The following is a 25816-nucleotide window of genomic DNA, read 5'->3' as shown; positions in this document are numbered from 1 at the left end:
GAAGATGAAAGGAATTGGCGTTTCACCGGGTATAGCAATAGGCAAAGCCTTCCTAATTCAAAAGAAGGAGGCTGTGTTAACCGGAATCCTTTTAAATGATTCGGCAGAAATACAAGCAGCGGTTGAACGGTTTGATCTGGCCATAAGCAATGCCATTATTGAAGTTGAAATAATCAAAAATAATCCGTCAATTTCTGATAATGACATAGCCATCCTTGAGACCCAAATTGAGTTGTTAAGCGATCCGGAGATAAGGGACGGTGTAGTTGAAAAGATTGAGACCGAACATAAAAACCCAAATGATGCCCTGTTAGAAGTTATTGCCGATTTTGTGCAGGTATTTGAAAGCATGGAGGATGAATACATGCGTGCCCGCGCTGCTGATATACAGGATATAGGTGCCCGAATTTCAAAAAACCTTAATGGCCAGGGTTCAGGAAATTACGAATTTGAGCCGGATACGATCATCATAGCCGAAGATCTTTCCCCTTCTGATACCATTACCATGGATGTGAGCCGCGTTATTGGTTTTGCCACGCAGATGGGCAGTAAAACATCACACGCTGCTATTATTGCGAAAGCAAAAGGCATCCCGGCAGTTGTTGGTTGTAGTGAGGAACTGGTCAGCATAAAAAATAATGATGTTATTATTTTAGATGGACTAAAAGGTGAGGTGCATATAAACCCTGACCAGGAATTGATTAAAGAGTATAAAATAAAAAAAGATGCTTACCGTCAGCATGCTGATGGCCTGAAAACGTTAAGAGATCTGCCAGCCATTACAACTGATGGTTTACAGGTAATGTTATCGGGCAATATTTCAGGAGCCGAAGACCTAGCCGATGTTTTTGATAATGGCGGCGAAGGGGTGGGGCTGTTACGTACCGAACTGTTGTTCATGAATCGCGATACCTTCCCAACGGAAGATGAGCAATTTGAATTTTATAAACAGGCTGCGCTGCAAGCCAAAGGCAAACCGGTAATTGTACGTACCATTGATATTGGGGGTGATAAAAACCTTGCCTATTTTAACCTGCCTGCCGAGCTTAACCCTTTTTTGGGTTACCGCGCAATAAGGATCTGTTTAGATTGTAAGGATCTTTTCATTACTCAGCTTAAAGCAATTTTAAGGGCATCAGTATTTGGCGATTTAAAAATCATGTTTCCGATGATCTCCAATATCCGGGAGATCAGGTCGGCGCAAAGTATTTTGAAAGAAGCAAAAGCGGAATTATTGCGGGATAATATTGCCTTTAATGTGGCTATCAAAACAGGGGTCATGATAGAGGTGCCATCTGCGGCAATAACCGCTGACTTGTTGGCCAAAGAAGTGGATTTTTTCAGCATCGGCACAAACGATCTTTGCCAGTATACACTGGCGGTTGACAGGATGAACGAAAAGATAAGCCACCTGTATGATCCTTTTAATCCGGGTGTTTTGAGGCTGATCAGCAATGTGATTGAACAAGGCCAAAAGCACAACATTCACGTTGGCATGTGCGGCGAAATGGCATCTGATCCATTGGCAACTTTATTACTGCTGGGCATGGGGTTAAAGGAGTTTTCTATGAGCGCGGCTTCGATCCCTGCCATAAAAAGCATCATTATAAATAACAACGAACTAAAAGCCAGGCAGGTGTACAAAAATGTAATGGAGATGGAGAGTTCGGAAGATATTATAGCTTATTTGGAAGGAATAACAAAATAAAATCCCTGCCCCGTCCCCGCAGGGTCTCTCGCAGAGGAGCCTGCGCTGGATGATGTTTGATGGGAGGAAAATGCAAGGTTGAATACTTAGCACGCGGCGCAGGGTCCCTTTCAGGAGACCCTGCGAGAACGAAAGAGGGGATGACAAGGATGGAATGTCATGGTGAGCTTGTCGAACCACGACGCGGGCAAAGGCCTCAGCACCATGCTTGGCACGCGGACAGGCCACTGCGCACGTCGCCCTTCGACAAAACACACGTCCCCGCAGGGTCTCTCGCAGAGGAGCCTGCGCTGGATGATGTTTGATGGGAGGAAAATGCATGGTTAATACTTAGCACACGGCGCAGGGTCCCTTTCAGGAGACCCTGCGAAGACGAAACAACAAATGATAACAAAAGACTATATAATTCTAGCCCCGCAGGGTTTACATGCCCGGCCGGCAACTACGCTGATAAGACTTGCCAAAGGTTTTAAATCAATTACCAGTCTTCAAAAGGCTGGGAAAACCGTAAAACTGAACAGCATGCTTAACATCCTCTCTTTAACCATAAAAGGCGGTGAAACCATTACCGTTATTATTGACGGCGAGGACGAGGCTATAGCAGCAGCAGCCATTAACCAATTTTTCACAGAACAGTTAAAAGACTTATAAATGAAAATTACCATTACAAAAACCGAACAGGAATTTGATATAACCGCAGCCTGGAGAATTATTGCGCAGATGCTGGAGAAACGAAACTCGGTGATCGGCCTTTCAACCGGGCAAACTACTATTGGCATGCACCGTGTTGTGTCTGAAATTTTTAAACAATACCCGTTTGATGTTTCTGATATAACATTGTTTAATGTGGATGAGCTAACCAACCTGCAGAGAGAATATGCCGGCAGTTGCTATACTATGATCCTGAACCAAATTGCCGGTCCGCTGGGTATTCCGGATGAGAATTTCATAATGCCGCCAACCCTTTCGGATGATTTTGAGGCAGAAAGTATTTTATTTGAAAAGCGCCTTGCCGAACGTGGCGGCGCCGACCTGCAGATGCTGGGAATAGGCAGCAATGGCCACATAGGGATTAACCAGCCCGGTACGCCATTTGAAAGCGAAACATGGGTATCGCCAATGGACCCTGACTTTGAAGCCCGTGTACGCCGCGAAACGCAGGTGCCACCCGAGATCGTGCTAGGCGGACTAACCCGCGGTGTAAAAAACATTATGCATACCCGCAAATTGATCCTGATTGCAAAAGGAGCTCACAAAGCTGATATTATTGAGCAGGCTATTCTCGGCCCGATAAGTACAGATATCCCGGCATCGGTAGTACAATTGCACCCCAACTGCGAGATCCTGCTGGATGCAGATGCAGGCGCCAGGATTGCGGAGTATGCTAAGGAGAGGAATTTTAACTGGTAAAATATCAGAACAGATTTCCAAAAACTTACGAAGTTTTTAAAACTTAGTAAGTTTCCCTCAAAATAAAAAACATGTCATTGCGAGGAGGTACGACGAAGCAACCTCGTCGCAATGTATATCCGCTAAGCAAGTTTTACACTTAGTTATTCGCCCTGTATAGCTATGAGATTGCCGCGCTATCGCTCGCAATGACAAAGTTTTATATTTTTCTTTTTTCGGTCTTCCGGACTTTCCCGACTTTCGGACTTCACTTCAAATCCGCATTTATCTCATTCAGCAAATATTCTTTTCTATCACTGCTGTATTCCCAAAACATAACCCCTGCCATCCCTTTTTTGCTCACATAATCACATTTATTCTTAATCGACCATTCATCGTCGTAAGTAATAAATTGCCTGGTTACCGAGTTAAACAGGTATGGGGCGGCAGCGTCATTATCCCGGTAGTATTTAAAGCCCTTAGTTGCGTCATTAACCAGGCTATCCTTTATAAAGGTAAAACCGCCAGCTCGCATTTTACCATCGGTTTTTATGCCAAGGCCGTTTGCGGTGGTATCTGTAACCCGCGAGGAATGTCCGTAAAAGGCAACGCCCAACACCAGTTTTTTAGCGGGAACACCGGCGGCAATAAAATCATTTACGGCTTTATCGCCGCTGTCAAAATTCGGATTGTATTTTTTTGAGGCATACAGGTTGGTGTGGTGTACTGCTATGCCCAAACTATCCTGGAAATAATCATAGGTCATCAGGTTTACATAGTTCAGGTATTTGGCTACTTTATCCATTTCGGTATGCTCGGTAAAGCGTTTAAAGCCGCCTACTGCTGCGGTTAGGAATAGCTTTTTATGTGTTTCTTTCTCCAGTTTATCAAGCTCTTTTCTTAGCGCTTTAAACATTAGTGTGAAATTCTGCTTGTCAGCAGGCCTGAAAACATTGCCATCGCCAATATTGTCCGGGTATTCCCAATCAATATCAACACCATCTAAATTGTATTTTCGGGTAATCTCAACCGCGCTTGCTGCAAAAGCACTGCGTGAGGTATCTGTAAGCACGGCATCCGAAAAATTCTTGCTCCATGCCCATCCGCCTATCGAGATCAAAATTTTAAGATCGGGATTGACTTTTTTTAGCTTCAGCAGGTTTTTAAAGTTGGTGGTATCCGTTTTAATATTGGTGAGCCAGGCGCGGTTATCTTTCACGTTCACAAACGCATAATTAAGATGAGTAAGCTTTTTGGCGTTTACCATACTGGTATCAATTAATCCCCGGTAGCCGCCTACATAGCCGATGATAACGTGTCTCTTGGGTTGGGCGATAGCGGAGAGGCTTATGGTTAAGCATAACGATAAAGCTGTTACTAATTTTAATTGTTTCATATTTTGATATCTAATAATTAGAAATTCATGTCAATATAAATAAATCGAACGCACGCAGGGTATCATCATGAGGCACTCGAAGGATGAGCGCAAAGGCCTGTCCGTGTGCTAAGCATGCGCAGAGGCATTTGCCCGCACGCTTCGACGGGGCTCAGCATGACACCCTCTTTTGTTCTTTTTAATTAGTTAATCAATTAACTAATCCACCTTCACCTCAAACACTGAATTATGGCTGGTAACATAAAGCATTTTATTAGCGCCAAATGTTAGTGATGTAGGCCTTTCCGGCACTTTTATTACTTTTATTTGTTTGCCGGCAGGATTATAAACGTAGATCTGTCCGTCGGCTATGTATACATTTCCCTGGTCGTCTGTTGCCGTGTCAAACTCACCGCGTTCGGCAAAGTATTTCAGATCGGACACAAAGCCATCTGCACTTACATTTAAGCTTACGGTCCTTTTATCATATTCGTCAGTAGTATAAAGCGGTTTGCCGGGTATGGCTGCCGCTAAAGCAGTTGAACGGGCAAGGTCATACACTACGGGGATAATGGTCACTCCGTCAGGCGCCACAAAACATTCAGTGGCTTTAGCTACCGATATGGTATTAAAATCATGGTAATCCCTCCACCTGTGTGCCGGGTAAAGTGCTTTATAAACCGGGTTCACACTCCCCATCGGTGCTTTTTTTAACATTTGGATGGTTTCGTCCGGATCGTTTGGATCGATAGTATAAACCAAAGTGCCAAAACCCGAATTTCCCCAGCCACTGAATGATGTACCCGATGCATCGGGTGGATTTTTAAACTCTTCGGGCTTGCCGTTTACCAGGTAGCCTGATTTTGGTACGTATTTAAAAACTACCAGCAGGTTGTCATTCTTATCACAAGCCAATGATAGTGGCTCCCAGGGATAATCAGCCAAAAGGCTTATTGTGCGTGTATCTGCCGACCATTTATAGATCCTTTTCATCCGCTGCTCGCTGAAATAAATATTGCCTTTGCTATCGGCACAAACCCCGTTTGCAAATTCAAATCCCGTTGCCAGCCTGGTTATTTTATTAGCTGATATCTTGGGGTTATTGTCATCAATTAATAACCGTGCAAACTCCCATGGCCTTACCTCTGTATCGCTGTTAATATCATACAATGGATTCGTAGTAGTATATTTTATCTGGCTGTAATTGTGCACGTTCAAAAACTCAATGTTTTTGCCGCCCCATTCCCGTATGGCGTAAGGCGCAGGTTTATTTACACGGATAACCCGGAAAGTATACAGGTTTGCAAAAACCATGTTGCTGCAATTCTCCACTTCCAGCGGCTGGCATTCGGTACTTTCCCGGCTTTCTTCTTCCAGTTGAAGAGCGTACACATTAAAGTTGCTTACATTATTAAACCTTACCTCGTTGCGTACATGATGCTCAACCGAAAGTGCATAAACATGGCTGGGTGTTGATGTATTGGAGAAATAAGCGCCGTTAGTAGCATAAGTGTTCGCTGTCCAGATATTCATAAAAGTACCGCCGCCTCCATCGGTTACCCACAGGCTCCAGTATTGCATATCCCATGATGGATCAGCACCATTATATCCTTTGCTATAGATCCCCGTCCGTTCTTTTTTTGGTTCGTTTTGTTTAGCTGGCCGTTCTAAACCACCATGACCGCCAATAAATTTTACATCATTTAAATAAGAATTCTCGCCCGACATCCATTTACAGGCTACTGCTCTCGGATTATCCTCATTGGTTGAAAGGCCAATCCCCGTTAATATGTTTGCCCCGCCTTTTGCGCTTTCCAACAAAGCTTTCGGTCCGCCAAAGCCTCCAAACGCCGGAGTATTATCGGCTATTAAAAACTGGGTTGCAATAGGGTTAAAGCCAATCAATGCAGTATTAGATTTTAACTTTATAGTTTCGCTAACGCGATACCAGCCCTGCGGTACATATATGGTTGGATATTTATCAATTGCATCCTGGATGATTTTTGTATCATCCGTTTCTCCATCGCCTTTGGCGCCAAGCGTTTTTAAATTTACCCAGGTATTTATGGCAGGCAGCTCGGGAATATCTTTTTTAACAGGCTCCGGGAAAACAGATAAAGGCACAACATCGTTAATGGTTTTATAAACTGGGTCGGCAGTAAGGCTGTCCATCTGCAAGCCGTCAATAAATCGCTTTACCTTGTACATGGTTTCTTTGCCGGGCGTTTGTTTGCCGCTACGGCGATAGCTGGCAAATATGGGCACATTGCGGCAATCAATATTTTTCAGGCTGATTTGGTTAAACGCGTTCTCCTCGTTACTGATAATTATAGCCGGGCCGCTTATCCTATCAAAGCGGCAATTCTCCATAAAAAGCTTTTCATGATAATTGGGGTTGATGCTGATAACTGTAGGCACATTTTTAACATTCATTCTAACGATGGTCAACCCGCCTTCCTGCGTTTTTATCGCGGCTTCGCGCTGCCCTTCAAAATAGGTATCAACGATCATAAACTGCCAACCGGGCGAAGGCTTGGTGGTATAAATGCCGTATTGTCCGCCAAAAAAACGAACATTATTCATCGCATTACCAACATCAAACATCCCGGCCTTTCCGTTGCCTATGTTTACATCAACATTAGCCACAAAGCTATGCTGTGCAAAATGGGCACGCATGGCTACTGCTACAGGATTGCCATCTTCAATTTTAAGGTTGATATTATTTATAGCACTGTAAAAAGTTGACGCGCCTGCATCGTGTAGCGGCTCCCCCGGTTTTGAAAGATTACTTACGAACCAGAACATGTATTTTGCTTTACCTTTATCGGTTGAATCTGCCGTTTGAAAACCGGGAGATTTTTTTGCCAGGATAATTTGCGGGCGGTTTTTGCCATAGCCAATCAGCCGTACGGCTGTTGGAATAAATATGGTTTTTGAGATCAGGTATTTCCCTTCGGGAATAAAAAGGATGCCGAAATTGTATTTTGTTTTCACTTCAGCAATTGCCTGTTGTAAGGCCGCCGATACATCTGTTTTTCCATCCGCTTTAATATTGAAGTTTTCGGGAGTAAAGTAAACAGCATCTGCATCATCCAGCCGGGCCTGATAAATGGACTTGCCACCATTATCTTTGCCATCTGTAAGTGGCTTACCAAAACAAACAGCTTGTATAAATAAAACAGCAAGGGCTATTAAAGTATTCTTTTTCATTTTTATTGGTTCAGACGGTTAATCTGCAGGTTTGGTTTATTGGTTAAATATATAGCCTGAATTTTATATCATTATTTATATCAGGCAATTGTTACAAAGCTTTTATCTATCGCAGAAATAGAGAAAATCCTTTCTTTTCTTTTTTTACCTCTTTCCGCCGCAGGCGAAGAGAGGTCGACGGGCGTAGCCTCGTCGGGTGAGTCAACTCTGCGCCAAGCTTTTCCGCTGTGCACTGGCGTTACTATCGCGTGCAGAATCTACTCACCCGGTCATTGCTTCGCTCGACCACCCTCTCTTCGCCTGCGGCGGAAAGAGGGAAGAGAAAGATCTTTAATGCAATCGTCCACAAATCTAATCCGCCGCAATATTCAATACTATTAATTGCACACTACTTTACTACTACCAATGCAAAAACATCAGTGGGGAAGCTGCTTATCTGTCAAAAAAAAAGCATCAATCAAATTAATTATTGAATAATGTTTTACATTTAAACTAAAATAATAAGCAATGAGCCACAACCCTAACCTGCTGAACTATCCGGCTATTAACCGGAGAAAGTTTTTTGTTAATGCTGTAAAAACTACCGGCGTTTTACTGCTCGCACCACTTGTAAATAAAGCTTCAGTTTTTATTAAAATGGATGAAACTTATACCGTAGGGCAAATAATGGATCTGTTTATAAAACAGGTGCCTGGCGGGGCTTTAACCACAACGGTTGATACTTTAAAATCAGGAGACAGGGACATTAAAGTAACCGGGATAGTTACGGCTATGTTTGCAACAATCGAAGTGATCAGGAAAGCCATCAGCCTGGACGCTAATTTTATTATTGCCCATGAGCCAACTTTTTATAACCATACGGATGATACCGCATGGCTGCAAAATGATGATGTTTACAAGTACAAGGCCGATTTGCTGAGGCAGCATAATATCGCTGTTTGGCGCAACCACGATTATATTCACCGCCTGGTTCCTGATGGTGTTACAATGGGTGTGCTTGATCAGTTGCAATGGCAAAAGTATGCCGATCAAAAAATTCCAAATATCCTAACCATGCCTGCAACTTCATTAACAAATCTGGTTGGCTATATAAAAGAAAGGCTGGGTATTGAAAAGGTAAGATACATTGGCGATCCGGATCAATCATGCGCCCGCGTGTTATTTATGCCGGGCGCTGCAGGAGGTCAGCGCCAGATCCAGGGAATAAGCAGGGTAAAACCTGACGTATTGATCTGTGGTGAGATTGCGGAATGGGAAACTGCCGAATATGTGCGGGATGCCAGGGCAAAGGGCGATAAAATTTCGTTAGTAGTGCTGGGCCATATAGCCAGTGAAGATGAAGGCTCAGAGTTTATGCTGAAATGGGTTCAGAAAAATGTGCCTTCGGTTAAGGCTACGCGGGTAAAGCCGGGCAATTCTTTATCATTTATGTAAAAATATCCCGAATAGTGTAGGTCGCAAAATAGCGTAGGCCTGCGACCTACGCTGATAAATTTCGCCCTTTCAGGGCTGTGGTTATTGTATTAATTCAAAGCTCTTAAAGGGTGGCATACGCCAGCACCATCGTAAAATAGTGTAGGCCTGCGACCTACGCTGATGGATTTCGCCCTTTCAGGGCTGTATTATTAATTTACTAATTCAAAGCCCTGAAAGGGCGCGATACGCCAGCACAGGTCGCAGGCCTGTAGGGGGGAGGTAATTAAAAAACAACTTTCCCGGTAGCTGTTACCAATGATGCAATCCTAACCGCATCAAAGACCCGTTCTTCGGTAGTACCTAATTTGATAAGAGAATCTTCATGTGCATTTACACACATTTCGCAGCCGTTAACGGCGGAAATGGCAAGGCTCATCAGCTCAAAAAATTCTTTACCTGTTACAGGCTTCATCATTAGCTGCATACGGATGCGGGCTGGGATCTGCGTATATTTTTCCTTTTGCGTAAAATGACGGAAGCGGTAAAATACATTGTTTGATGCCAATAATGATGCACAACCCACAGCTTCGCCAATTTCGGCAGCGGTAGCTTCCTGTTCTTCAGCGTATTTGGTGAAGAAGTTTGCTAATAAGGTGTTGTTATTATTAATAGCGGTTGAAAGGCCAAGCAAGGCACATTCTTTTGCGCTCAAATGTTCGGAGGTAAGGGTGCTTGTAAAGTTTAGCTTCAAGTCGCGCAGGTAGCGCGACTCGCCGTTTTCAAGCAGGGTAAGGCTATTGGTACGGTATGCGGTATCAATGCCCAGGCTTTGCAGCAGTTCGTTTATTATCTCGGTGGATTCGTTCATCTTTTTAAAATTTCCTGTATAAAAAATCCCCGCATCCGTTAAATGCGGGGACTATAATATTAAAATAATTAAACAGTAAGAGTTTCTTCGCCTTTAACCCAGTTGCAAGGGCAAAGCTCATCTGTTTGTAAACCATCAAGCACGCGTAAAACTTCTTTAACGTTACGGCCTACGCTTAAATCATTTACTGATACCCAACGGATGATACCGGTTGGATCGATAATGAAAGTAGCACGGTAAGCAATTTTTTCATTTGGCTCTAATATGCCAAGTTCTTCTGCCAATGATTTTGAAGTATCGGCAAGCATTGGAAATTTAAGGTCGCGCAGATCAGCGTGATCTCTTCTCCATGCAGCATGAACAAATTCAGTATCAGTTGAAGCACCGATCAGGCGGGTGTCGCGGTCGCGGAACTCACCGTAGCTTTTATTGAATTCAGCAATTTCGGTAGGGCATACAAAAGTAAAATCCTTTGGCCACCAGAACATTACTGTCCAAACGTTATCTTCATTTACCAAAAAATCTGAAGTGATAGTTTCAAACTCTTTTCCTTTTTCAATACTTACAACAGCTGTTTTAGAAAACTGTGGGAATTTTTGACCTATAGTTAGCATATTTATAATGATTTTAAAATTTCATTGCAAATATAGCAGTTTTAGGGAAGTGAATTTATATAAAGAATTTATAATCTATAGTTTATATCTATAATTAACCTATTTTTTTATCGTTTTTATCAATATAGTAAAAAGGTGGCTTTTATAGGTAAAATAATTAATTTATTTAAAACTACAACAATGTATAATTGTGAAAAGCACAATTCGGTTTATAAGTAGAACCTGCTTTGATTTTGTTAAAAAAAGCCTTTATATCATAAAATTCAATGCCATAATATAATACCTGCCTTCCCCATTGGTAAATAGTTTAACCTTCAGTTGTATTTTACTGTTGTTGAAAGATAAAACTCAAAAAAATGCACCAGTATAGTAAACAATTCGCATCTTTGATTAACTAAAGAGTATAAATAATTCTTGATAGATAAGTATTTTTTGTTTTACTTTAAGTCATTTCCCTATGCTAACAAAGTCCTCCACAGAAATACCTGGTAAAGAATCGCTATGCCCATGTAAAAAAGCGAACTGGTCAGATTTACAACGGATTCGCCGGGGGCGCTTCGTAAAAACATTTCTATTTTGGCTTCCTATAAAAAAATATAAGTGTTACAAATGCCTTGGTAACAAATGGGTTTGGGGTTAAGTTTGAAGGCGTACATAATTAATTTCAGCTTGTTTTGGCATGTCAATATTTAATTGAAAATAAGGCAATAAAAGCCTACTTTTACCCGTAACAACTGTTTGTCTAACAGTTAAATCAATTAGCCTGATACTCTTTTGTTGTAAATTTTATGCTCAGACGCAATTTTGTGAAGCTTTCGGCCACTACTATGGCTGCTGTATTATTTAGCCGGATCACTTATGCAAGCGGTAATACCGCTTTAATGAATGCCCCTGACGAAGTTTGGGGCCAGGCAGGCGCCGATTGGTTTCAGCTAAAAGCTTCAGGCAGCGGCTTTATTTATAAAGATGTTGAAGTAAGCATAAAAACAAACGGGAACGCTAGCGGGGTATATATTCAATCACCAACATCTGCTTTAACAGGAATTCGCCTTAAATGGAAACATCAAACAAATACTTCAGCAAAAGTATTGGGTGATCATTGGGAACGTACCTATGGCGATATGGCATGGAAATCTCCCGATAGCAATGTTAAAAACCCATGGTACGTATTATTGAATGATGATAGGCACACGGCCTGCTTTGGTGTTAAAACCGGGGCGAATACCATTTGCTGGTGGGGAGTTAACCCCGATAGCATTGAACTAACCCTTGATACACACTCAGGCGGATCAGGCGTTCAACTTGGCGCACGCAAACTGCATGCTGCCGATATTGTAACAACAGAAAGCACAGTAATAGAAAATGCATTTGCCACAGCCCGCAGATTTTGTAAAATAATGTGCGATAACCCCCGACTGCCTAAGCAGCCTATTTATGGTATAAACGACTGGTATTATGCTTACGGCAACAATTCGGCAAAACTGATAAAGGAAACCACCGCGTTAATGGCCGAACTGGTGACGGATACCAACAATCGCCCGTTTTCAGTAGTTGATGCGGGATGGGCTGAGTATTCGCCCTTATTGCCTGGTGATGGAGGTTGGAATGAAACTTATGCAAAGCCTAACGATAAGTTTAAAGATATGCACCTACTGGGTGACGAGATCAAAAAACTGGGCATGCGCCCTGGTTTGTGGATTCGCCCGTTATGTGCCAGGCATGACGAAAAAGCGAGCCTGCTGTTGCCAAAGATCCCCGGCAGGAATGATCCTAAAAGCCCGTTGCTAGATCCAACAATCCCCGAAAACATTGAACGCATTAAAGGCTATTTTGATGTATATAAACAGTGGGGTTTTGAAATGGTAAAGCATGATTATACTACTAATGACATAAGTGGCAGGTGGGGATTTGAGATGAAAGATAGCTTTACTGCGCCAGGCTGGAGCTTTTATGATAAAAGCAAAACCACAGCCGAGGTAATTAATCATCTTTATACATCAATCCGCGAAGCCACCGGCGAACATATTTATGTAATAGGCTGCAACACCATGAGCCATTTGTCTGCCGGACAATTTGAGCTTAACCGGATTGGGGACGATACCAGCGGTAAAGAATGGGCTCGCACCCGTAAAATGGGTATAAATACTATGGGCTTCAGGTTACCACAACATAATGCTTTTTATGCTGTTGACGGCGACTGCGTTGGCTTAACCACAGACATTTCCTGGGAAAAGAACAAGCAATGGATGCAGTTACTTGCCGAAAGCAGCGCTCCTTTATTTATCTCGGCACAGCCCGAAGCATTAGGCGCTGAGCAAAAAGGCTTTATTAAAGAATGCTTTGCCAAAGCAGCCAAAACACAGCCCATTGGCGAGCCACTGGATTGGATGACAAACCCATTCCCGACTAAATGGAAATTGAACGAGAGAGAGGTTGATTTTAATTGGAGCTAAAGAAAGAGACAAGAATCAAGAAGTTAAGATGCAAGATAAAAAGGAAAGCCGCTTTACCTTTCCTAATTCTTATTGATCTGCTCCGGCTCTGTAACCTCAATTTCGGGGCGATTCTTAAACATTATAAATACACCGGTAACACAAAGTGGCTTGCCTTTTAGCTTGGTATAATCCAGGTTTACTTTATTGCCCTTTACGGCTACTGTATATTTCTGATTGGGGTAAACGCCGCCCAGGTTCAATAATGCCAGGGTATCGCTCACTACGTGCAGCGAATAAACAGTATCGCACAAGGTCCCGGTTTTGCCAAGGTTTTTTGTGAAATCTGCCGATGAGAAAGCTTTTTGAGCCGATGCTGTTCCGGCAAAAGCCAGGGCGATAAAGGCGGAAAGTATTAATTTTTTCATGGGGGAGTAGTTGTGCTTTTCCTTGCACAAATTACATAAAGCCTGCCATTATTTAAAAGGATTTTTTATAAAAATCAACGGGCGTTAATCTCTTTGCGGTAAATTTTAATAGCCCTCACAATTGAAGCGGCAATTGCATTTTGTCCGTCTTCGGAATTCAGGTATTTTTCCTCGCTTGCATTATTTATGTATCCCGTTTCAATCAATACCGCAGGCATGGCGCTATGAGCCAAAACCAAAAGCCCCTGTTCCTTAACCCCGCGACTTTTACGGTCATCGTTGTTCTTGAACTGATCATTCAAAAGATCGCCAAACAGGACACTCTGCTTGCGGTATTTTTGCATAAAAGTATTTAAAATAATCATTGAAGCAGGGTCCTTTTCATCGTACCCCGCATAGTTCTTTTTATAGTCTTTTTCTATGTAGATGGCGGAATTTTCACGCAGGGCTTCTATTTGCTCCTCTTTACGGTGAAAGCCGTAAACCAGCAGCATTACCCCCTTTTCTTTATGGGCAATTTTAGCGGTTCCCTCAGGCGATGAATTACAGTGAATAGAAATAAACAGGTTGGCGTTGATCTGGTTAGCAATTTCGGCGCGTTTATTTAATTCAACAAATTTATCAGTAGTGCGGGTCATAACCACATTTACATCCTGCATGTCTTTTTTAAGCAGGCGTTCCACTTTTTTAGCTATAGCTAATGTTACATTTTTTTCGAATGAGTATGAGCCATGGGCACCGGGGTCCTTACCGCCATGTCCGGCATCAATAACTACGGTTTTAAATTTAAAAGATGATTTAGGCGGATCATCATCGTTGGTAAACGATGTTAATATAAAAAATAAAAACAGGCTAAGAAGTATGAGTACTTTTAATTGTTTAGTGTCCTTGATCATTAGGTAGATAAGCGTGTAATAACTAAATTGTTTCAATCAATTTTTACACTGGTTTGCTGCATTTGGGGCAAAGGCCACTAGCATATAAAGTAAAACCATCGGGTTTAAATCCTTTTGGAAGTTTTATTTCAGGTAAATGAAGCTCGTCCAAACAATATACATTTTTACAGTTGGTGCAATTAAAGTGCAGGTGTTCGTCATGGTGATGATCTTCATCGCAAGCCGGAGAGCACATGGCATAGTTTGCAGTGCCATTTAAATCAAATACTTTGTGAATAATGCCCTTTTCTTCAAATGCGCTTAGTATGCGGTATAAGGTAACGCGGTCAATATCATTCATCACACCTTCAAGATCGGGCTGCGAAGTTGCCACATTCTTTGCCGATAACATGGAGAGCACCTTAAGGCGTGGCCCTGTTTTCTTTAAATGATGCTTTTCAAGCAGGCTTTCAAAATTATTATTATGCGTGTGAACCATTAAAATATTAAATAATTTACAATTGCAAAGTTAAAAAGAATAAAACACACATCAGCAAAAAGTATTAACCTGTTTGATAATGAGCAAAATGCAAAGAATGTTTAATGCTTATGCGGATGGCTATGCTTTAAATGGAATAAGGTATTATCCGCACTGCAAATGGAAGTGTATTTATAATTAAAAAAATGAGCTGTAGCAATCAACAAACCACCAAAAGGCACAATAATAGCCTCTCGCCAGCTGGTAACATATATATGGCCAATTATGATAACTAAAAATCCGCCAAAAAGTAAAACCAGGGGCAATATCCGGTGGTGCGAACGGACATAAGAAAGCCCGATAGCATAAAACCCTATAAATACTGCAAAAGTTATCATGCTCCATTCCACCCATGGATTAGCTAAAAACCCCAAACCCAGCAATGGAAGGCTGGTGATTAATAAGGGTACAATTGCACAATGAACTGCGCATAATATAGACGCTGTCATGCCTACATTATCGAGCTTTGAAGAGTGCTTTGGATGATTCATTTTGCAAAGGTAATAATAAATGCAACACAATTGCATTTAAATAATATAATTTAAGTCATGTTAATTTAATATTATTTAAAGGTTTCCTAATAAATTTTCTATTCTTACTTTTGCGGGCGCTAAAGTTTTATGCTGCACCTGTATGGCAACAATGTCAATAAGAAACATTTGGAGAGAAACCTGGAGATTAGCCTATAAACGCCGGTTAATTATCATAGGCACCGTAATTATGCTGTCGGTGGTGTTTACGATGCCGCTTTTTTTCGGTCATATTGAAAAAAGAGAGGGGACACTGATAAACGACCCCGTTTTAGCAGCCATTACGCCTCATAATGTGTCTGTATTGATTTTTTCCATTATTTGGGGAATGGTATTGCTTACCTTCTACAGGGCACTGTATAAGCCCTCTATATATATAATTTATTGCTGGGCCCTTATACCTATAACCATAACCCGCTTTATTACCATTAGCATTGTACCGCTTGCGCCACCGGTTGGGTTGATCCCACTGGCAGACCCTTTAACCGGAGTTTTTTATGGGCAGGCGCTTATAACCAAAGACCTTTTTTTCTCGGGACATATAGCTACGCTTACTTTAATGTTTTTATGCCTTGAGAAAAGAAATGACAAAATAATAGGCTTTATAGCTACTATCATTGTTGCCTGCTTATTAGTAGTGCAGCATATTCATTATTCTATTGATATTTTAGCTTCCCCGGGAATTACGTATATATGTTACCGTTTAACCAGGAAATTTCTGGATAAGGAAATAACTTTAAACATCCTCAAATAGTTAAAGAAAAGCCTATTTGCCCGAAATGTCTGCATTACCAGGTGTGTTACCCGTTAGCCAGTTGTTTATTTTAAGGGCTTCGTTGCAACTGCCAGCTAATCTGACAGAAAATTAAAATAAAAGTAGTTTAAGTTAAAAGCATCGGCAACATTCAATTTATAATCATTAAACTCATTTCCTCTTTTGTACTTTTGTAGGCGTGAGCACTCCGGTTAAAAAAACTATCCCTTTAAAAAAAGTACCTGTAAGTAAAACCTTTCCCCAAAAAAAGAGAGCTTCAGCTAAAAAGAAAAAGCCCGGCAATTTTCCGGTAAAGTGGAAAGTAGCTTTGGCCGGTTTTTTATTGATATTGCTTTCCCCGTTTTATTATGGCTATGTTATAAAATGCTTTACATCTACCTGGCGCTGGATCAGGGATGTTGGCACCGATCCGCATTACCGTACCTACAAAAGTTTTAACATCCGCATCCCTGATAAATATACCATTCATGGCATTGATGTTTCCTATTACCAGGGCAGGATTGACTGGCATAAGGTAAAAAATATGAGCGAAGACGAGGTGCACATCAGCTTTGCTTTTATAAAGGCTACAGAAGGTGTGGTTATTGTTGATCCGTATTTTCAACGCAACTGGCGCGAGGGTCCCAAAGCCGGGATCATCTGTGGTGCCTATCATTATTTCAGACCGAAAACGAGTGGTAAATGGCAGGCAATATTCTTTCTGCAAAACGTAAAAACAGAAAAGGGCGATCTGCCAATGGTGGTTGATGTGGAAGAATTAAATGGGGTTGCACCAGCCAAAATGCGCGAAGAACTAAAAGCCTTTTTGAAATATGTAGAAGCAAAAACCAAAATTAAACCGATGATCTATTCAGGACTAAAATTTTACCAGGATAACCTGGACGGTTATTTTGACGGTTATAATTTATGGATAGCACACTACTATCAACCACAGCTAGCTATTGAAAGTACTACAAAATGGAGCTTTTGGCAGCACAGCGACAAGGCGAAAGTAAGCGGGATTAATCATGTAACTGATTTTAATGTGTTTAATGGCGATAGCCTGGCATTCAGAAAGTTACTTGTTAAATAAATTAAACACCTGTAATTAAGTTAATTGCAATTAAATTGCATTAGCTATACAATAAGAATTGTTAATTAATGTTAATGTTTTTGATTACTAAGAATTTAGTTAATACTTTAGTTTCAATAAGCCTAACATATGAAATTCACAATTTTACTTTTACTTTCCTGCTTCCTGTTAACATTTTCGGCATTTGCGCAAAATCTATATTCGGTTAAGGGTTCGGTTGCTGATACGGCTTCGGGTTCAAAGCTGTCAAACACATCCATAAGTGTTTTAAATGCCAAAGATTCAACCCTGGTTAGTTTTACACGTGCCAATACTACCGGTGCTTTTACACTCCCTAACTTAAAAAAGGGTAAGCTGATATTACTGGTTACTTACCCGGGTTATGCCGATTATGTTGAACGCTTTACGTTAGATTCTGCCAAAAGTACGCGTGATTTCGGGCGATTAAGTATGATACTTAAAGCAAAGCTATTGGCTGATGTTATTGTTAAAAGCAGCCGCGCTGCCATGAAAATGAAGGGCGATACTACTGAGTTTGACGCCAAAGCATTTAAAGTGCAGCCGAATGCCAAGGTTGAGGACCTGTTAAAACAATTTCCGGGGATCCAGGTGGATAAGGATGGTAAAATTACAGCCCAGGGCCAAACCGTTACCAAGGTACTGGTTGACGGCGAGGAGTTTTTTGGCGATGACCCCACCCTTGTAACTAAAAACCTGCGGGCTGATATGGTTGATAAAGTACAGCTTTATGATAAAGCCAGCGACCAGGCGGCATTTACAGGCATTGATGATGGTAAAAAAGCCAAAACGCTCAACATACAGCTAAAGGCCGATAAGAAGAATGGTTATTTTGGTAAGCTGGATGGTGGCGTTGGTACCGACGGTTATTATTCAGGGCAGGCCTTATACAATAAATTTAAGGCCAAAGAGAAATTCTCTGCCTACGCCATAGTGGCCAACACTGGTAAAACGGGCCTAGGCTGGCAGGACAGCCAAAAATATGGCGGCAGCAACTTAGAGGTTACTGATGACGGCGGGCTTATGTTTACAGGCAGTGGTGGTGAAGATGCTATTGAAGGGTGGAGCGGTCAGTATGGCGGCCAGGGGATCCCGCTTGCCCGTACCGGCGGCGTACATTACGATAGTAAATTTAATAAAGATAAAGAATCAATTAACGCCAATTATAAGATTGGATCGTTAGAGGTTAACGGTACAAACAATACCTTATCTCAAAATAATTTACCAACAGGCACCATCAATACAGATGCGAATCAAAAATATGATAATTATATTTTCAGGCAAAAGCTGGATGCTACTTACCAAGTAAAGCTTGATACAACATCCAACCTGAAAATAATGACTGATGGCACTTTAAAGAACAGTAAAACCAATAATAGTAATGTTACCAAAAGCACCAGGGGGGATGGATCGGCATTAAACGATAACAACAGCAATACAACCAATAACAGTAACAACCAGATATTTAATGCCAGCGCTTTTTACACTAAAAAGTTTAAAAAGAAAGGACGTACAATTTCTGTATTGATAAGCGAATCATATAACGAGGGGGATTCAAAAGGCTTTTTAAAATCAGATGCAAATTTTTATGACGACAAGGGGAAATTAGACAGCACGCAGCATATTGATCAGTACAAAACAAACAAAACAAAAAGTAATATAATAACCAGTAATATTACCTATACCGAACCACTTTCAAAAGCATCGTCATTGATTTTTAATTACAGCATTGGGGTTGATAACGGTACATCCGACCGAAAATCATTTAACCCGTCATCTCCTGGAAATTATAATGTGCTGGTTGATTCACTGAGTAATAATTTTAAGCTTAACCAGCTATCAAACCAGGTGGGTGCGTTTTATAATTTTAAAAAGAAGAAGATCACGGTGAACTTTGGCACTAAGGTAACAGCCGTTAACTTTAACCAGGTTGATGAAGCCACAAACTATGAGTTTAAAAGAAATTTTGTGAACTGGAACCCGCAGGTTAGGTTTCAATACAGGCCTTCACAGCAAAAGTACTTTGGTCTTAGCTATCGCGGCAGTCCTACGCAACCAACAATTGATCAGATCCAGCCGGTGGCGGTAAATAACGACCCTTTGCTGATTGTTATTGGCAACCAGGCGCTTAAGCCATCATTTCAAAATAGCTTTAATCTTAATTACAACTCCTATAAAGTTTTAAGCGGGATGTCTTTTTATGTATATGGTAATTATTCATATACATCAAACCCGATTGTAAGTAACCAGGTAACCAATTCGGCAGGTAAAAGCACCATCCAGTATATAAACCTGGATACCAAACAGCCGTCAAGCTTTTACCTGGATGCCAGTGTTGGAAGAAAAATAGGGCATACTGATCTTAACATCGGTCTTAACGGTAATGTATCGGGCAATAATTCTTACAATTTATCAAACTCCGCGCTTAACTTTACTAAATCAAATACCTACACTGGCGGTATACAGGCTTACGAATACATCCAAAAGAAATTTGATTTTAACGTTTTTTTCGGACCTAATTATACCGTTAGCGGATCGTCGCTGCAACCGAACATTAATAGCAACGGGCGGGGATTTAGTGCGCGCGGATCATTCACCATATATCTCCCCGGCAAGTTTCAGCTCGCATCTGATGCCGATTACCTGTACAAGGCAAAAACGCAGACCTTTAACAGCGACTTCCACCGCACATTAGTAAATGCGTCATTAAGCAAAACATTTTTAAAAGAGGATAATTTAAAGTTTACATTGGCAGGGAACGATTTGTTGGATCAAAACAAGGGCTTTGACAGATCCGTGAACAACAACTATATCACCCAAAACACCTACACAACAATAAGAAGATATTTTATGTTTTCCGTAACCTGGGATTTTAACAGCATGGGCGGACCGGCAGTAAAAAAATAATAAATATGAAAACCAAAATCATCACAATTATAGGCATGTTGCTACTGAGTGGCAACATGCTATTTGCCCAAAATGAACACTTTACAACCCGCGGCACTATTGAATTTGAAAAGAGTGCAAACATGTTTGCGCTGATAAAGAAATTAATAACACCTGATAACGAGGCCTTTTTTACGCCTATCCTGGAGTCGTACAAAAAAACACAATCGCAGTTTACAAAGGTTAAAAGCACTTTAACTTTTAATGATAATAAAACAATGTACGCACCAATTGAGTCGGAGAGCGCCAACACCATTTTTAGCGACCTGGCCATGTCGGGCCAGCCAAATGTTATTTATACCGACCTGGATACCAAAACCAGTGTTACACAAAAAAAGGTGTATGAAGAGGTTTTTATGGTGAAGGATAGCGTACGCAAGATAACCTGGAAAATTACCGATGAAACACGAGAAATAGCCGGCTATACTTGCCGCAGAGCAAATGCACTGGTAATGGATTCTGTTTACGTAGTAGCTTTTTATACCGATAAGATCCCTGTATCCGGTGGCCCGGAGTCATTTTCGGGCTTACCCGGCATGATCCTGGGCTTAGCCCTGCCGCACGAAAACATAAGCTGGTTTGCCACTAAAGTAACAGATGCGCCTGTTGAGCCAAAAGCTATGATAATACCAAAAAAAGGAAAGGTAGTTACCAATAAAGAGCTGGTTACAACGCTTAAGCAGCTGATGAAAAATTGGGGGCCATGGGCTCAACCTCAAATGAAGGCGTTGACGTTGTGAGGATCGGATGTGCAGATGTGCGAATGTGCGGATACGAGGATTAATGTATGAGCGGATGTGTAAATTATAATCAGGATATCTTTTTATATTTATCTCAAATCTAAAAAACACCATGCTCAAAAAAGGCGAACATATTGAAGGCACCCCTGCTGAACTGGAAGCGGTATTGGCTACGGATGCAAAAGCAAAAACATTTTTTGATAACCTGTCCAGGTCATACAAGCAAGGCTACTGCGATTGGGTAGGCTCGGCAAAACAGGAAGATACGCGGAAGGTTAGGGCCGAAAAGGCCTTAATTATGCTGCAAAATGAGCAAAAAACCTTGAAAACCTGATTTTTTATTTTGCGTTGCTGGTTATCATGATACTTGAATTTTCATAACTTACAGAACGTGATAGTAAAAAGTTTTTAAGGGAAACAAGTTTATCAGTGGTGATCAGATCAACCCCGCACTTTAATAGCTCTTCCCAAACAATACTGTTTTCGGGAGAGGCCCAAAGCCTTACCTTTTTACCGAACCTGTGGGCCATAACCACATAAGTGCATAATCGCCTTCGTTCGTTATCCGGCAGGTCTCCCCGCCCTTCCCATTTCAAAATTTTGGAGTATTTGCAGCTTGATAATTTATAAACGTTAGTCGAGGTGGTATCCTGGCTTGTTTTTATAAGGTCTTCATCAATAAATGCCAGGCGGTTTTCTTCGGCTTTTATCATTTTATAAGGTTTATGACCCGATAGCACAATAGTAACAGCTCCCTTTAAAACAACACCGTGATCATAGCTTGACAATATGGAGCTATACTTTTTAAGCAATGTTTTAAGTTTAGCATAGGTATTATCGGCCCCGGTTTTTATATCTATCATCAAAATAACCGGCTCATTGTACCCTTTATATACCTGTCCGTTGTTTTTGGCTATGTGTTCGGCCAGGGGTTTTAAATAAAGCGCTTCTAGGGTTTTGTCGCTTCTGAAGAAAGGGTTAATATGCGCAACAATTAAATTATCCTCTTCTAAAAAAATGTCGGCCTCAATATTGGTATATCCATTTTCAAGGGCATCAAACAGTGGGCGTTTATGGAAATAATCATTATGTGCAAACGCATTTGGTAGGGGAACTAACTGGGAGCGGACAATTAAGGGGCTAAGAAGAAGTAAAACAAAAAATCCTGTTTTTAGTAACTTTACGCTTAAAATTGCTGAACGCATTTTTGGGTATTATTGCTAAAATTTATATTGCAAATTTACCCTGTCAATATTGTAGGTTGTTAAATATTGTGTTATCATATAGTTAAATTGCAGCTGCTTAATATTAAATTTCTGTTTGGGTTGGTTCAGTAAAATAAAGATTCCATTTAAATACCATAAACTTACTTTTTAAACATACTATGCCATTTGACTTGCTGCTAAATAACGTTTCAAAATATATTCACCTTGATGATACTGAGAGGGAGATCTTTATTTCGCATCTGCAACCTAAGCAGATCAAACGGAAACAGCTTACCCTTAATGAAGGCGAGATCTGTAAAAATTCAATTTTTGTAACAGATGGTTGCCTGCGTGGATTTACAGTTGATAAAAACGGCGTTGAGCATGTGTTAAGTTTTGCCCCGCCAGGCTGGTGGATGGCAGATATGTACAGCCTGATCTCACAAAAGCCCGGCATCCTTAACATCGAAGCCCTTGAGGATACGGAAGCCATCATCCTATCCAAAATAAACCAGGAAAAGCTCTATCACGAAGTACCGAAGTTCGAGCGCTTTTTCCGCATCCTTACAGAAAACTCGCTGGTAGCCAACCAGCAGCGCATAGTTGATAACATGAGCCTCACTGCCGAAGAACGGTACAGCATTTTTTGCAAACGCTATCCCACGCTTATCGATCACCTGCCACAAAAACAAATAGCATCATACATAGGCGTAACACCGGAATTTTTTAGCAGGATGAGGAGTGGGTTGTTGAGAAAGAGTTGATTGGGAGTTCATAGTTGATGGTTCATAGTTCATAGTAGCTGCAAAAAAGTTCACTATTGATAAGGCGCTGTGTCTAAAAAAAGATAACGACTACTGACATATAACCGTTCATGCCCATCTCCGGCTATGAACCATCAACTATGAACTATCAACCCAATCATTTCTTAACCTACATCAAGTGCCATGGATTTTGAAGGACTTACCTTTGTTGTATAAAATAAAGAAGGAACAATTACAATGGCACACACCGTATTACATAAAGCCGGAACCCGTGGACATGCAAACCATGGCTGGCTTAACAGTTATCATAGTTTTAGTTTTTCAAGTTATTATAATCCTGAAAGGATGGGCTTTGGCGCGTTAAGGGTATTGAACGATGATACCGTTGATGCTGGCATGGGTTTTGGGAAACATCCGCATGATAATATGGAGATCATCTCTATCCCGCTTGAGGGCGATCTTGAACATAAAGACAGCATGAACAATGTTGCCGTTATAAAAAATGGCGATATCCAGGCTATGAGCGCCGGTACAGGCATTTATCACAGTGAGTATAATAAAGACAGGGAGCAACGGGTAAAGTTTTTGCAGATCTGGGTATATCCTGATAAAAAGAATGTTGAGCCGCGTTATGACCAAATTACTTTGAACCTGGAAGACAGGCACAATAAGTTACAACAGATCCTTTCACCAAATGCGGATGATGAAGGGGTTTGGATCCATCAGAATGCATGGTTCCATTTGGGCAAATTTGATAAAGGCATCAGTACTGAGTACGCTATAAAAGGTAAAGGGAACGGCGTTTACGTATTTGTATTAAGCGGCGATGTAAAAGTAAACGACCAGCTTTTAAACACCCGCGATGGCTATGGTATTTGGGACACCGATAAGTTTACCATTACCGCTGATACTGATGCAGAGTTTTTGTTGATGGAAGTACCAATGTTGCAGTAAGGTGAAAGGATTAAAGAGAGGTGAAAGGATAAAGGCGAAAGGTAAAAGGTATTTGAATGTGGAAGATGAAATGTGAATGGCGGAAGGAATCTTTTAACCAGCTGAAACCTTTCGCCTTTTACCTTTATCCTTTCACCTCTCTTTAAAAAAATATGAAAATACAAATTTTAGCAATAGGCAGGCATGCCGAGATCTTACAAACCGTTGTGCGGTTAGTAAATAATAACCCGGAATGGAATGCAACTGGTGCAGGTACGGATGATGAGGCTATACTGGCTTTCAGCACCCAAGCCTATAAGCTGGTATTGCTTGGCGGCGGCATTGAAAAGGAAAGTGAAGACAAGCTATGCGCTGCATTCAGGGCTTTAAACCCGGATATAATTATTGTACAGCATTATGGCGGGGGGAGCGGGTTATTAACTGCAGAAATTTACGAGGCGCTTAATTAAGTTTTATAATATATTGATTTGAATACAAAAAGCCACTTAACAGGTGGCTTTTTGTATATAGTGAGACAGGGCGTTTTTCTCGCTTTGGGTCTGTGATAGTTTTAATACCCAATTTCAATAACCGCCTTATAAGTTGCTTTGGTGTCTATATTGTTGAGGATGTAATGAGCGACATCCGCCCGTGAAATTTTGAGGCAATTTTTCAGAAAAGTATTTATGGCCATACGGTATTTACCGGTAACGGGTTTATCCGACAGTTGCGGCGGTCGTATAATTGTCCAGTCGGCATTGCTTTCTTTTATCAGCTCTTCCATTATTCTGAGGTCTGCATACATATGCTTTAATAATTTTTGCACAATGTACTTTTCTGCAAATCTTACATAAAAAGGCAATACCGGGCTTATTTCAATGGCTGATGCGGAAATAAAAAAAGCACGCTTTATCCCTTTTTTATTCATTGCCTGTAAAAGGGTAGCGTTGCCTTGTGAGTATAGTATCGTGGGCTTATCTGCTCCAAATCCTCCGCTTACACCTATTGCGGATATTACCGCATCCTTGTTTTCAAGGTGATCTTCAAACGTTTCAGGTTGTGTAATATCGCCCTTTACAAGTTCAAGGTTTGGATGTTGGAGATCCAGTTTGGCGGGATTGCGCAATAATGCGGTAACGTGATGTCCCGCTTTTAAAGCTAATTCAACACATTGGCGGCCAATACCCCCGTTTGCTCCTATAATTAACAGTTTATAAACTGGTGTGGTTAATTCCATTTTGATTTTTATTTAAAATATTTCGATTCTTTTTTCGACAGCCGGATCAATAAAGTGTTAATTGAACTTAAACACACTTAAAAAAACAACCGTTAGCAAAAGGAGCAACTGGAAAAAAAAGAAAAGGTTCAGGTTGGTCCGGATGCTGCTTATTTGAAAGCTAATATTTCCATCACCATCAGTAATTGTTTTTCTCAGCTTTGTCCCTAATCGCCGGCCTACCAGGATGCCGTTCAGAATTAGAATTATAACCAGTGCAAACTTTATCCTGAACCAGGTTTGTTCGCCAAAAGCGCCGTGAGTTATAGCCATCATCCCTACGCCCGTAAGCACCAGTAAAGCAGCGCCAATGCCTATCCATCTCGAAGATTTTGAGGTTGCCTGCAGGATTCCCTGTGATTTTTCCTGGTCCAGCTCAAATTGCTTCCAAAAGGTTTTAAATATGGTAAAGTCAACAAATGTGGTACCTGCCATAATAACCAGCCCGGTAAGATGCAGTACCAATAGCGTTAAAAGAAGCGTTTGTGCATTCATATTTTTTATAATTAAGATGTAGTAAAAGTTAAATAAAATCTCTTTATTAATACCATTGGGTTGTAATAATGTACAATTATATACCATATGGTTGTTAAATGCAAATCATTTGACAAGTTTTTAAAAAATTTACTTCCAAATGGAAGTAAAGCAGTAAACAAAACTGTCGGGTTGGTTAAACTCATAACTTCATTACAAACATTGGTTAT

Annotated in this window: 24 protein-coding genes; 13 read left to right on the top strand and 11 right to left on the bottom strand. The window is 41.0% G+C overall.

The window, feature by feature from the left end; all coding sequences use genetic code 11:
• The first annotated feature begins 4 nt into the window (after positions 1–4).
• The 3 genes from ptsP to BUE31_RS22845 all read left to right on the top strand — a co-directional run bounded on the left by ptsP (position 5) and on the right by BUE31_RS22845 (position 3118).
• A complete protein-coding gene (gene ptsP, locus BUE31_RS22860) occupies positions 5–1708 on the top strand; it encodes a phosphoenolpyruvate--protein phosphotransferase (protein WP_073406177.1) in 1704 nt (567 codons plus the stop codon).
• A gap of 384 nt (positions 1709–2092) precedes the next feature.
• The gene (locus BUE31_RS22850; protein WP_073406175.1) at positions 2093–2359 is read left to right on the top strand and encodes an HPr family phosphocarrier protein; all 267 of its coding nucleotides are present in this window, start codon (positions 2093–2095) and stop codon (positions 2357–2359) included.
• Positions 2360–3118, top strand: coding sequence for a 6-phosphogluconolactonase (locus BUE31_RS22845; protein ID WP_073406174.1), 759 nt, complete (start codon positions 2360–2362; stop codon positions 3116–3118).
• A gap of 247 nt (positions 3119–3365) precedes the next feature.
• Here the strand turns inward: BUE31_RS22845 and BUE31_RS22840 are convergent, their stop codons facing one another.
• Positions 3366–4493: a glycoside hydrolase family 18 protein gene (locus tag BUE31_RS22840; RefSeq protein WP_073406173.1), complete on the bottom strand. Its 1128-nt coding sequence runs from the start codon at positions 4491–4493 to the stop codon at positions 3366–3368.
• A 198-nt stretch (positions 4494–4691) separates the two neighbouring features.
• Complete coding sequence (locus BUE31_RS22835) at positions 4692–7682, bottom strand: glycosyl hydrolase family 28-related protein (protein ID WP_073406172.1); 2991 nt, start codon at positions 7680–7682, stop codon at positions 4692–4694.
• Positions 7683–8189: 507 nt separating this feature from the next.
• On the opposite strand from BUE31_RS22835, the gene BUE31_RS22830 reads away from it, so the two are divergent.
• Positions 8190–9116: a Nif3-like dinuclear metal center hexameric protein gene (locus BUE31_RS22830; RefSeq protein WP_073406171.1), complete on the top strand. Its 927-nt coding sequence runs from the start codon at positions 8190–8192 to the stop codon at positions 9114–9116.
• Positions 9117–9381: 265 nt separating this feature from the next.
• Here BUE31_RS22830 and BUE31_RS22825 read toward each other — a convergent pair whose 3' ends face one another.
• The gene (locus tag BUE31_RS22825) at positions 9382–9966 is read right to left on the bottom strand and encodes a carboxymuconolactone decarboxylase family protein (RefSeq protein WP_073406170.1); all 585 of its coding nucleotides are present in this window, start codon (positions 9964–9966) and stop codon (positions 9382–9384) included.
• Positions 9967–10034: 68 nt separating this feature from the next.
• Positions 10035–10580 (bottom strand): peroxiredoxin, encoded by a 546-nt coding sequence (locus BUE31_RS22820; RefSeq protein ID WP_073406169.1) that lies wholly within the window; start codon positions 10578–10580, stop codon positions 10035–10037.
• A gap of 788 nt (positions 10581–11368) precedes the next feature.
• Here BUE31_RS22820 and BUE31_RS22815 point away from each other — a divergent pair.
• Complete coding sequence (locus tag BUE31_RS22815; RefSeq protein ID WP_143167225.1) at positions 11369–13033, top strand: alpha-amylase family protein; 1665 nt, start codon at positions 11369–11371, stop codon at positions 13031–13033.
• A gap of 62 nt (positions 13034–13095) precedes the next feature.
• Here BUE31_RS22815 and BUE31_RS22810 read toward each other — a convergent pair whose 3' ends face one another.
• From BUE31_RS22810 to BUE31_RS22795, 4 genes are all read right to left on the bottom strand, one after another.
• Positions 13096–13440, bottom strand: coding sequence for a hypothetical protein (locus tag BUE31_RS22810; RefSeq protein ID WP_073406168.1), 345 nt, complete (start codon positions 13438–13440; stop codon positions 13096–13098).
• A 74-nt stretch (positions 13441–13514) separates the two neighbouring features.
• On the bottom strand, positions 13515–14336 hold the full coding sequence (locus tag BUE31_RS22805) for an N-acetylmuramoyl-L-alanine amidase family protein (protein ID WP_073406167.1): 822 nt from the start codon (positions 14334–14336) through the stop codon (positions 13515–13517).
• A gap of 43 nt (positions 14337–14379) precedes the next feature.
• Positions 14380–14814 (bottom strand): Fur family transcriptional regulator, encoded by a 435-nt coding sequence (locus tag BUE31_RS22800; protein WP_073406166.1) that lies wholly within the window; start codon positions 14812–14814, stop codon positions 14380–14382.
• A gap of 101 nt (positions 14815–14915) precedes the next feature.
• Complete coding sequence (locus BUE31_RS22795; RefSeq protein WP_073406165.1) at positions 14916–15344, bottom strand: MerC domain-containing protein; 429 nt, start codon at positions 15342–15344, stop codon at positions 14916–14918.
• A gap of 142 nt (positions 15345–15486) precedes the next feature.
• Between BUE31_RS22795 and BUE31_RS22790 the strand changes: the two genes are divergently transcribed.
• From BUE31_RS22790 to BUE31_RS22770, 5 genes are all read left to right on the top strand, one after another.
• Positions 15487–16137: a phosphatase PAP2-related protein gene (locus tag BUE31_RS22790; RefSeq protein ID WP_073406164.1), complete on the top strand. Its 651-nt coding sequence runs from the start codon at positions 15487–15489 to the stop codon at positions 16135–16137.
• Between the two features lie 199 nt (positions 16138–16336).
• Positions 16337–17230, top strand: coding sequence for a glycoside hydrolase family 25 protein (locus BUE31_RS22785; protein WP_143167224.1), 894 nt, complete (start codon positions 16337–16339; stop codon positions 17228–17230).
• Positions 17231–17359: 129 nt separating this feature from the next.
• Entirely contained in the window at positions 17360–20155 is a 2796-nt protein-coding gene (locus BUE31_RS22780; protein ID WP_073406163.1) for an outer membrane beta-barrel family protein, read from the top strand.
• A 5-nt stretch (positions 20156–20160) separates the two neighbouring features.
• Positions 20161–20934 (top strand): GLPGLI family protein, encoded by a 774-nt coding sequence (locus BUE31_RS22775; protein WP_073406162.1) that lies wholly within the window; start codon positions 20161–20163, stop codon positions 20932–20934.
• Positions 20935–21046: 112 nt separating this feature from the next.
• A complete protein-coding gene (locus tag BUE31_RS22770; RefSeq protein WP_073406161.1) occupies positions 21047–21268 on the top strand; it encodes a YdeI/OmpD-associated family protein in 222 nt (73 codons plus the stop codon).
• Between the two features lie 4 nt (positions 21269–21272).
• On the opposite strand, the gene BUE31_RS22765 is transcribed toward BUE31_RS22770, so the two are convergent.
• Entirely contained in the window at positions 21273–22139 is an 867-nt protein-coding gene (locus tag BUE31_RS22765; protein WP_073406160.1) for a phosphatidylinositol-specific phospholipase C/glycerophosphodiester phosphodiesterase family protein, read from the bottom strand.
• A 179-nt stretch (positions 22140–22318) separates the two neighbouring features.
• Between BUE31_RS22765 and BUE31_RS22760 the strand changes: the two genes are divergently transcribed.
• The 3 genes from BUE31_RS22760 to BUE31_RS22750 all read left to right on the top strand — a co-directional run bounded on the left by BUE31_RS22760 (position 22319) and on the right by BUE31_RS22750 (position 24306).
• Positions 22319–22903 carry a Crp/Fnr family transcriptional regulator gene (locus BUE31_RS22760; RefSeq protein WP_073406159.1) on the top strand — a complete coding sequence of 195 codons (585 nt, stop codon included), beginning with the start codon at positions 22319–22321 and terminating at the stop codon, positions 22901–22903.
• 237 nt (positions 22904–23140) lie between these two features.
• Positions 23141–23857 (top strand): pirin family protein, encoded by a 717-nt coding sequence (locus BUE31_RS22755; protein ID WP_073406158.1) that lies wholly within the window; start codon positions 23141–23143, stop codon positions 23855–23857.
• Between the two features lie 152 nt (positions 23858–24009).
• Entirely contained in the window at positions 24010–24306 is a 297-nt protein-coding gene (locus BUE31_RS22750; RefSeq protein ID WP_073406157.1) for a hypothetical protein, read from the top strand.
• 101 nt (positions 24307–24407) lie between these two features.
• Here BUE31_RS22750 and BUE31_RS22745 read toward each other — a convergent pair whose 3' ends face one another.
• The gene (locus BUE31_RS22745) at positions 24408–25073 is read right to left on the bottom strand and encodes an NAD(P)-dependent oxidoreductase (RefSeq protein WP_073406156.1); all 666 of its coding nucleotides are present in this window, start codon (positions 25071–25073) and stop codon (positions 24408–24410) included.
• 57 nt (positions 25074–25130) lie between these two features.
• Entirely contained in the window at positions 25131–25607 is a 477-nt protein-coding gene (locus BUE31_RS22740; protein WP_143167223.1) for a hypothetical protein, read from the bottom strand.
• Positions 25608–25816: the final 209 nt, after the last annotated feature.

It is taken from the genome of Mucilaginibacter sp. OK098, from assembly GCF_900142915.1.
Taxonomy (GTDB): domain Bacteria; phylum Bacteroidota; class Bacteroidia; order Sphingobacteriales; family Sphingobacteriaceae; genus Mucilaginibacter.
Note: the sequence above shows the minus strand (reverse complement) of the source record. Positions and strands in the feature narration are given on the sequence as shown.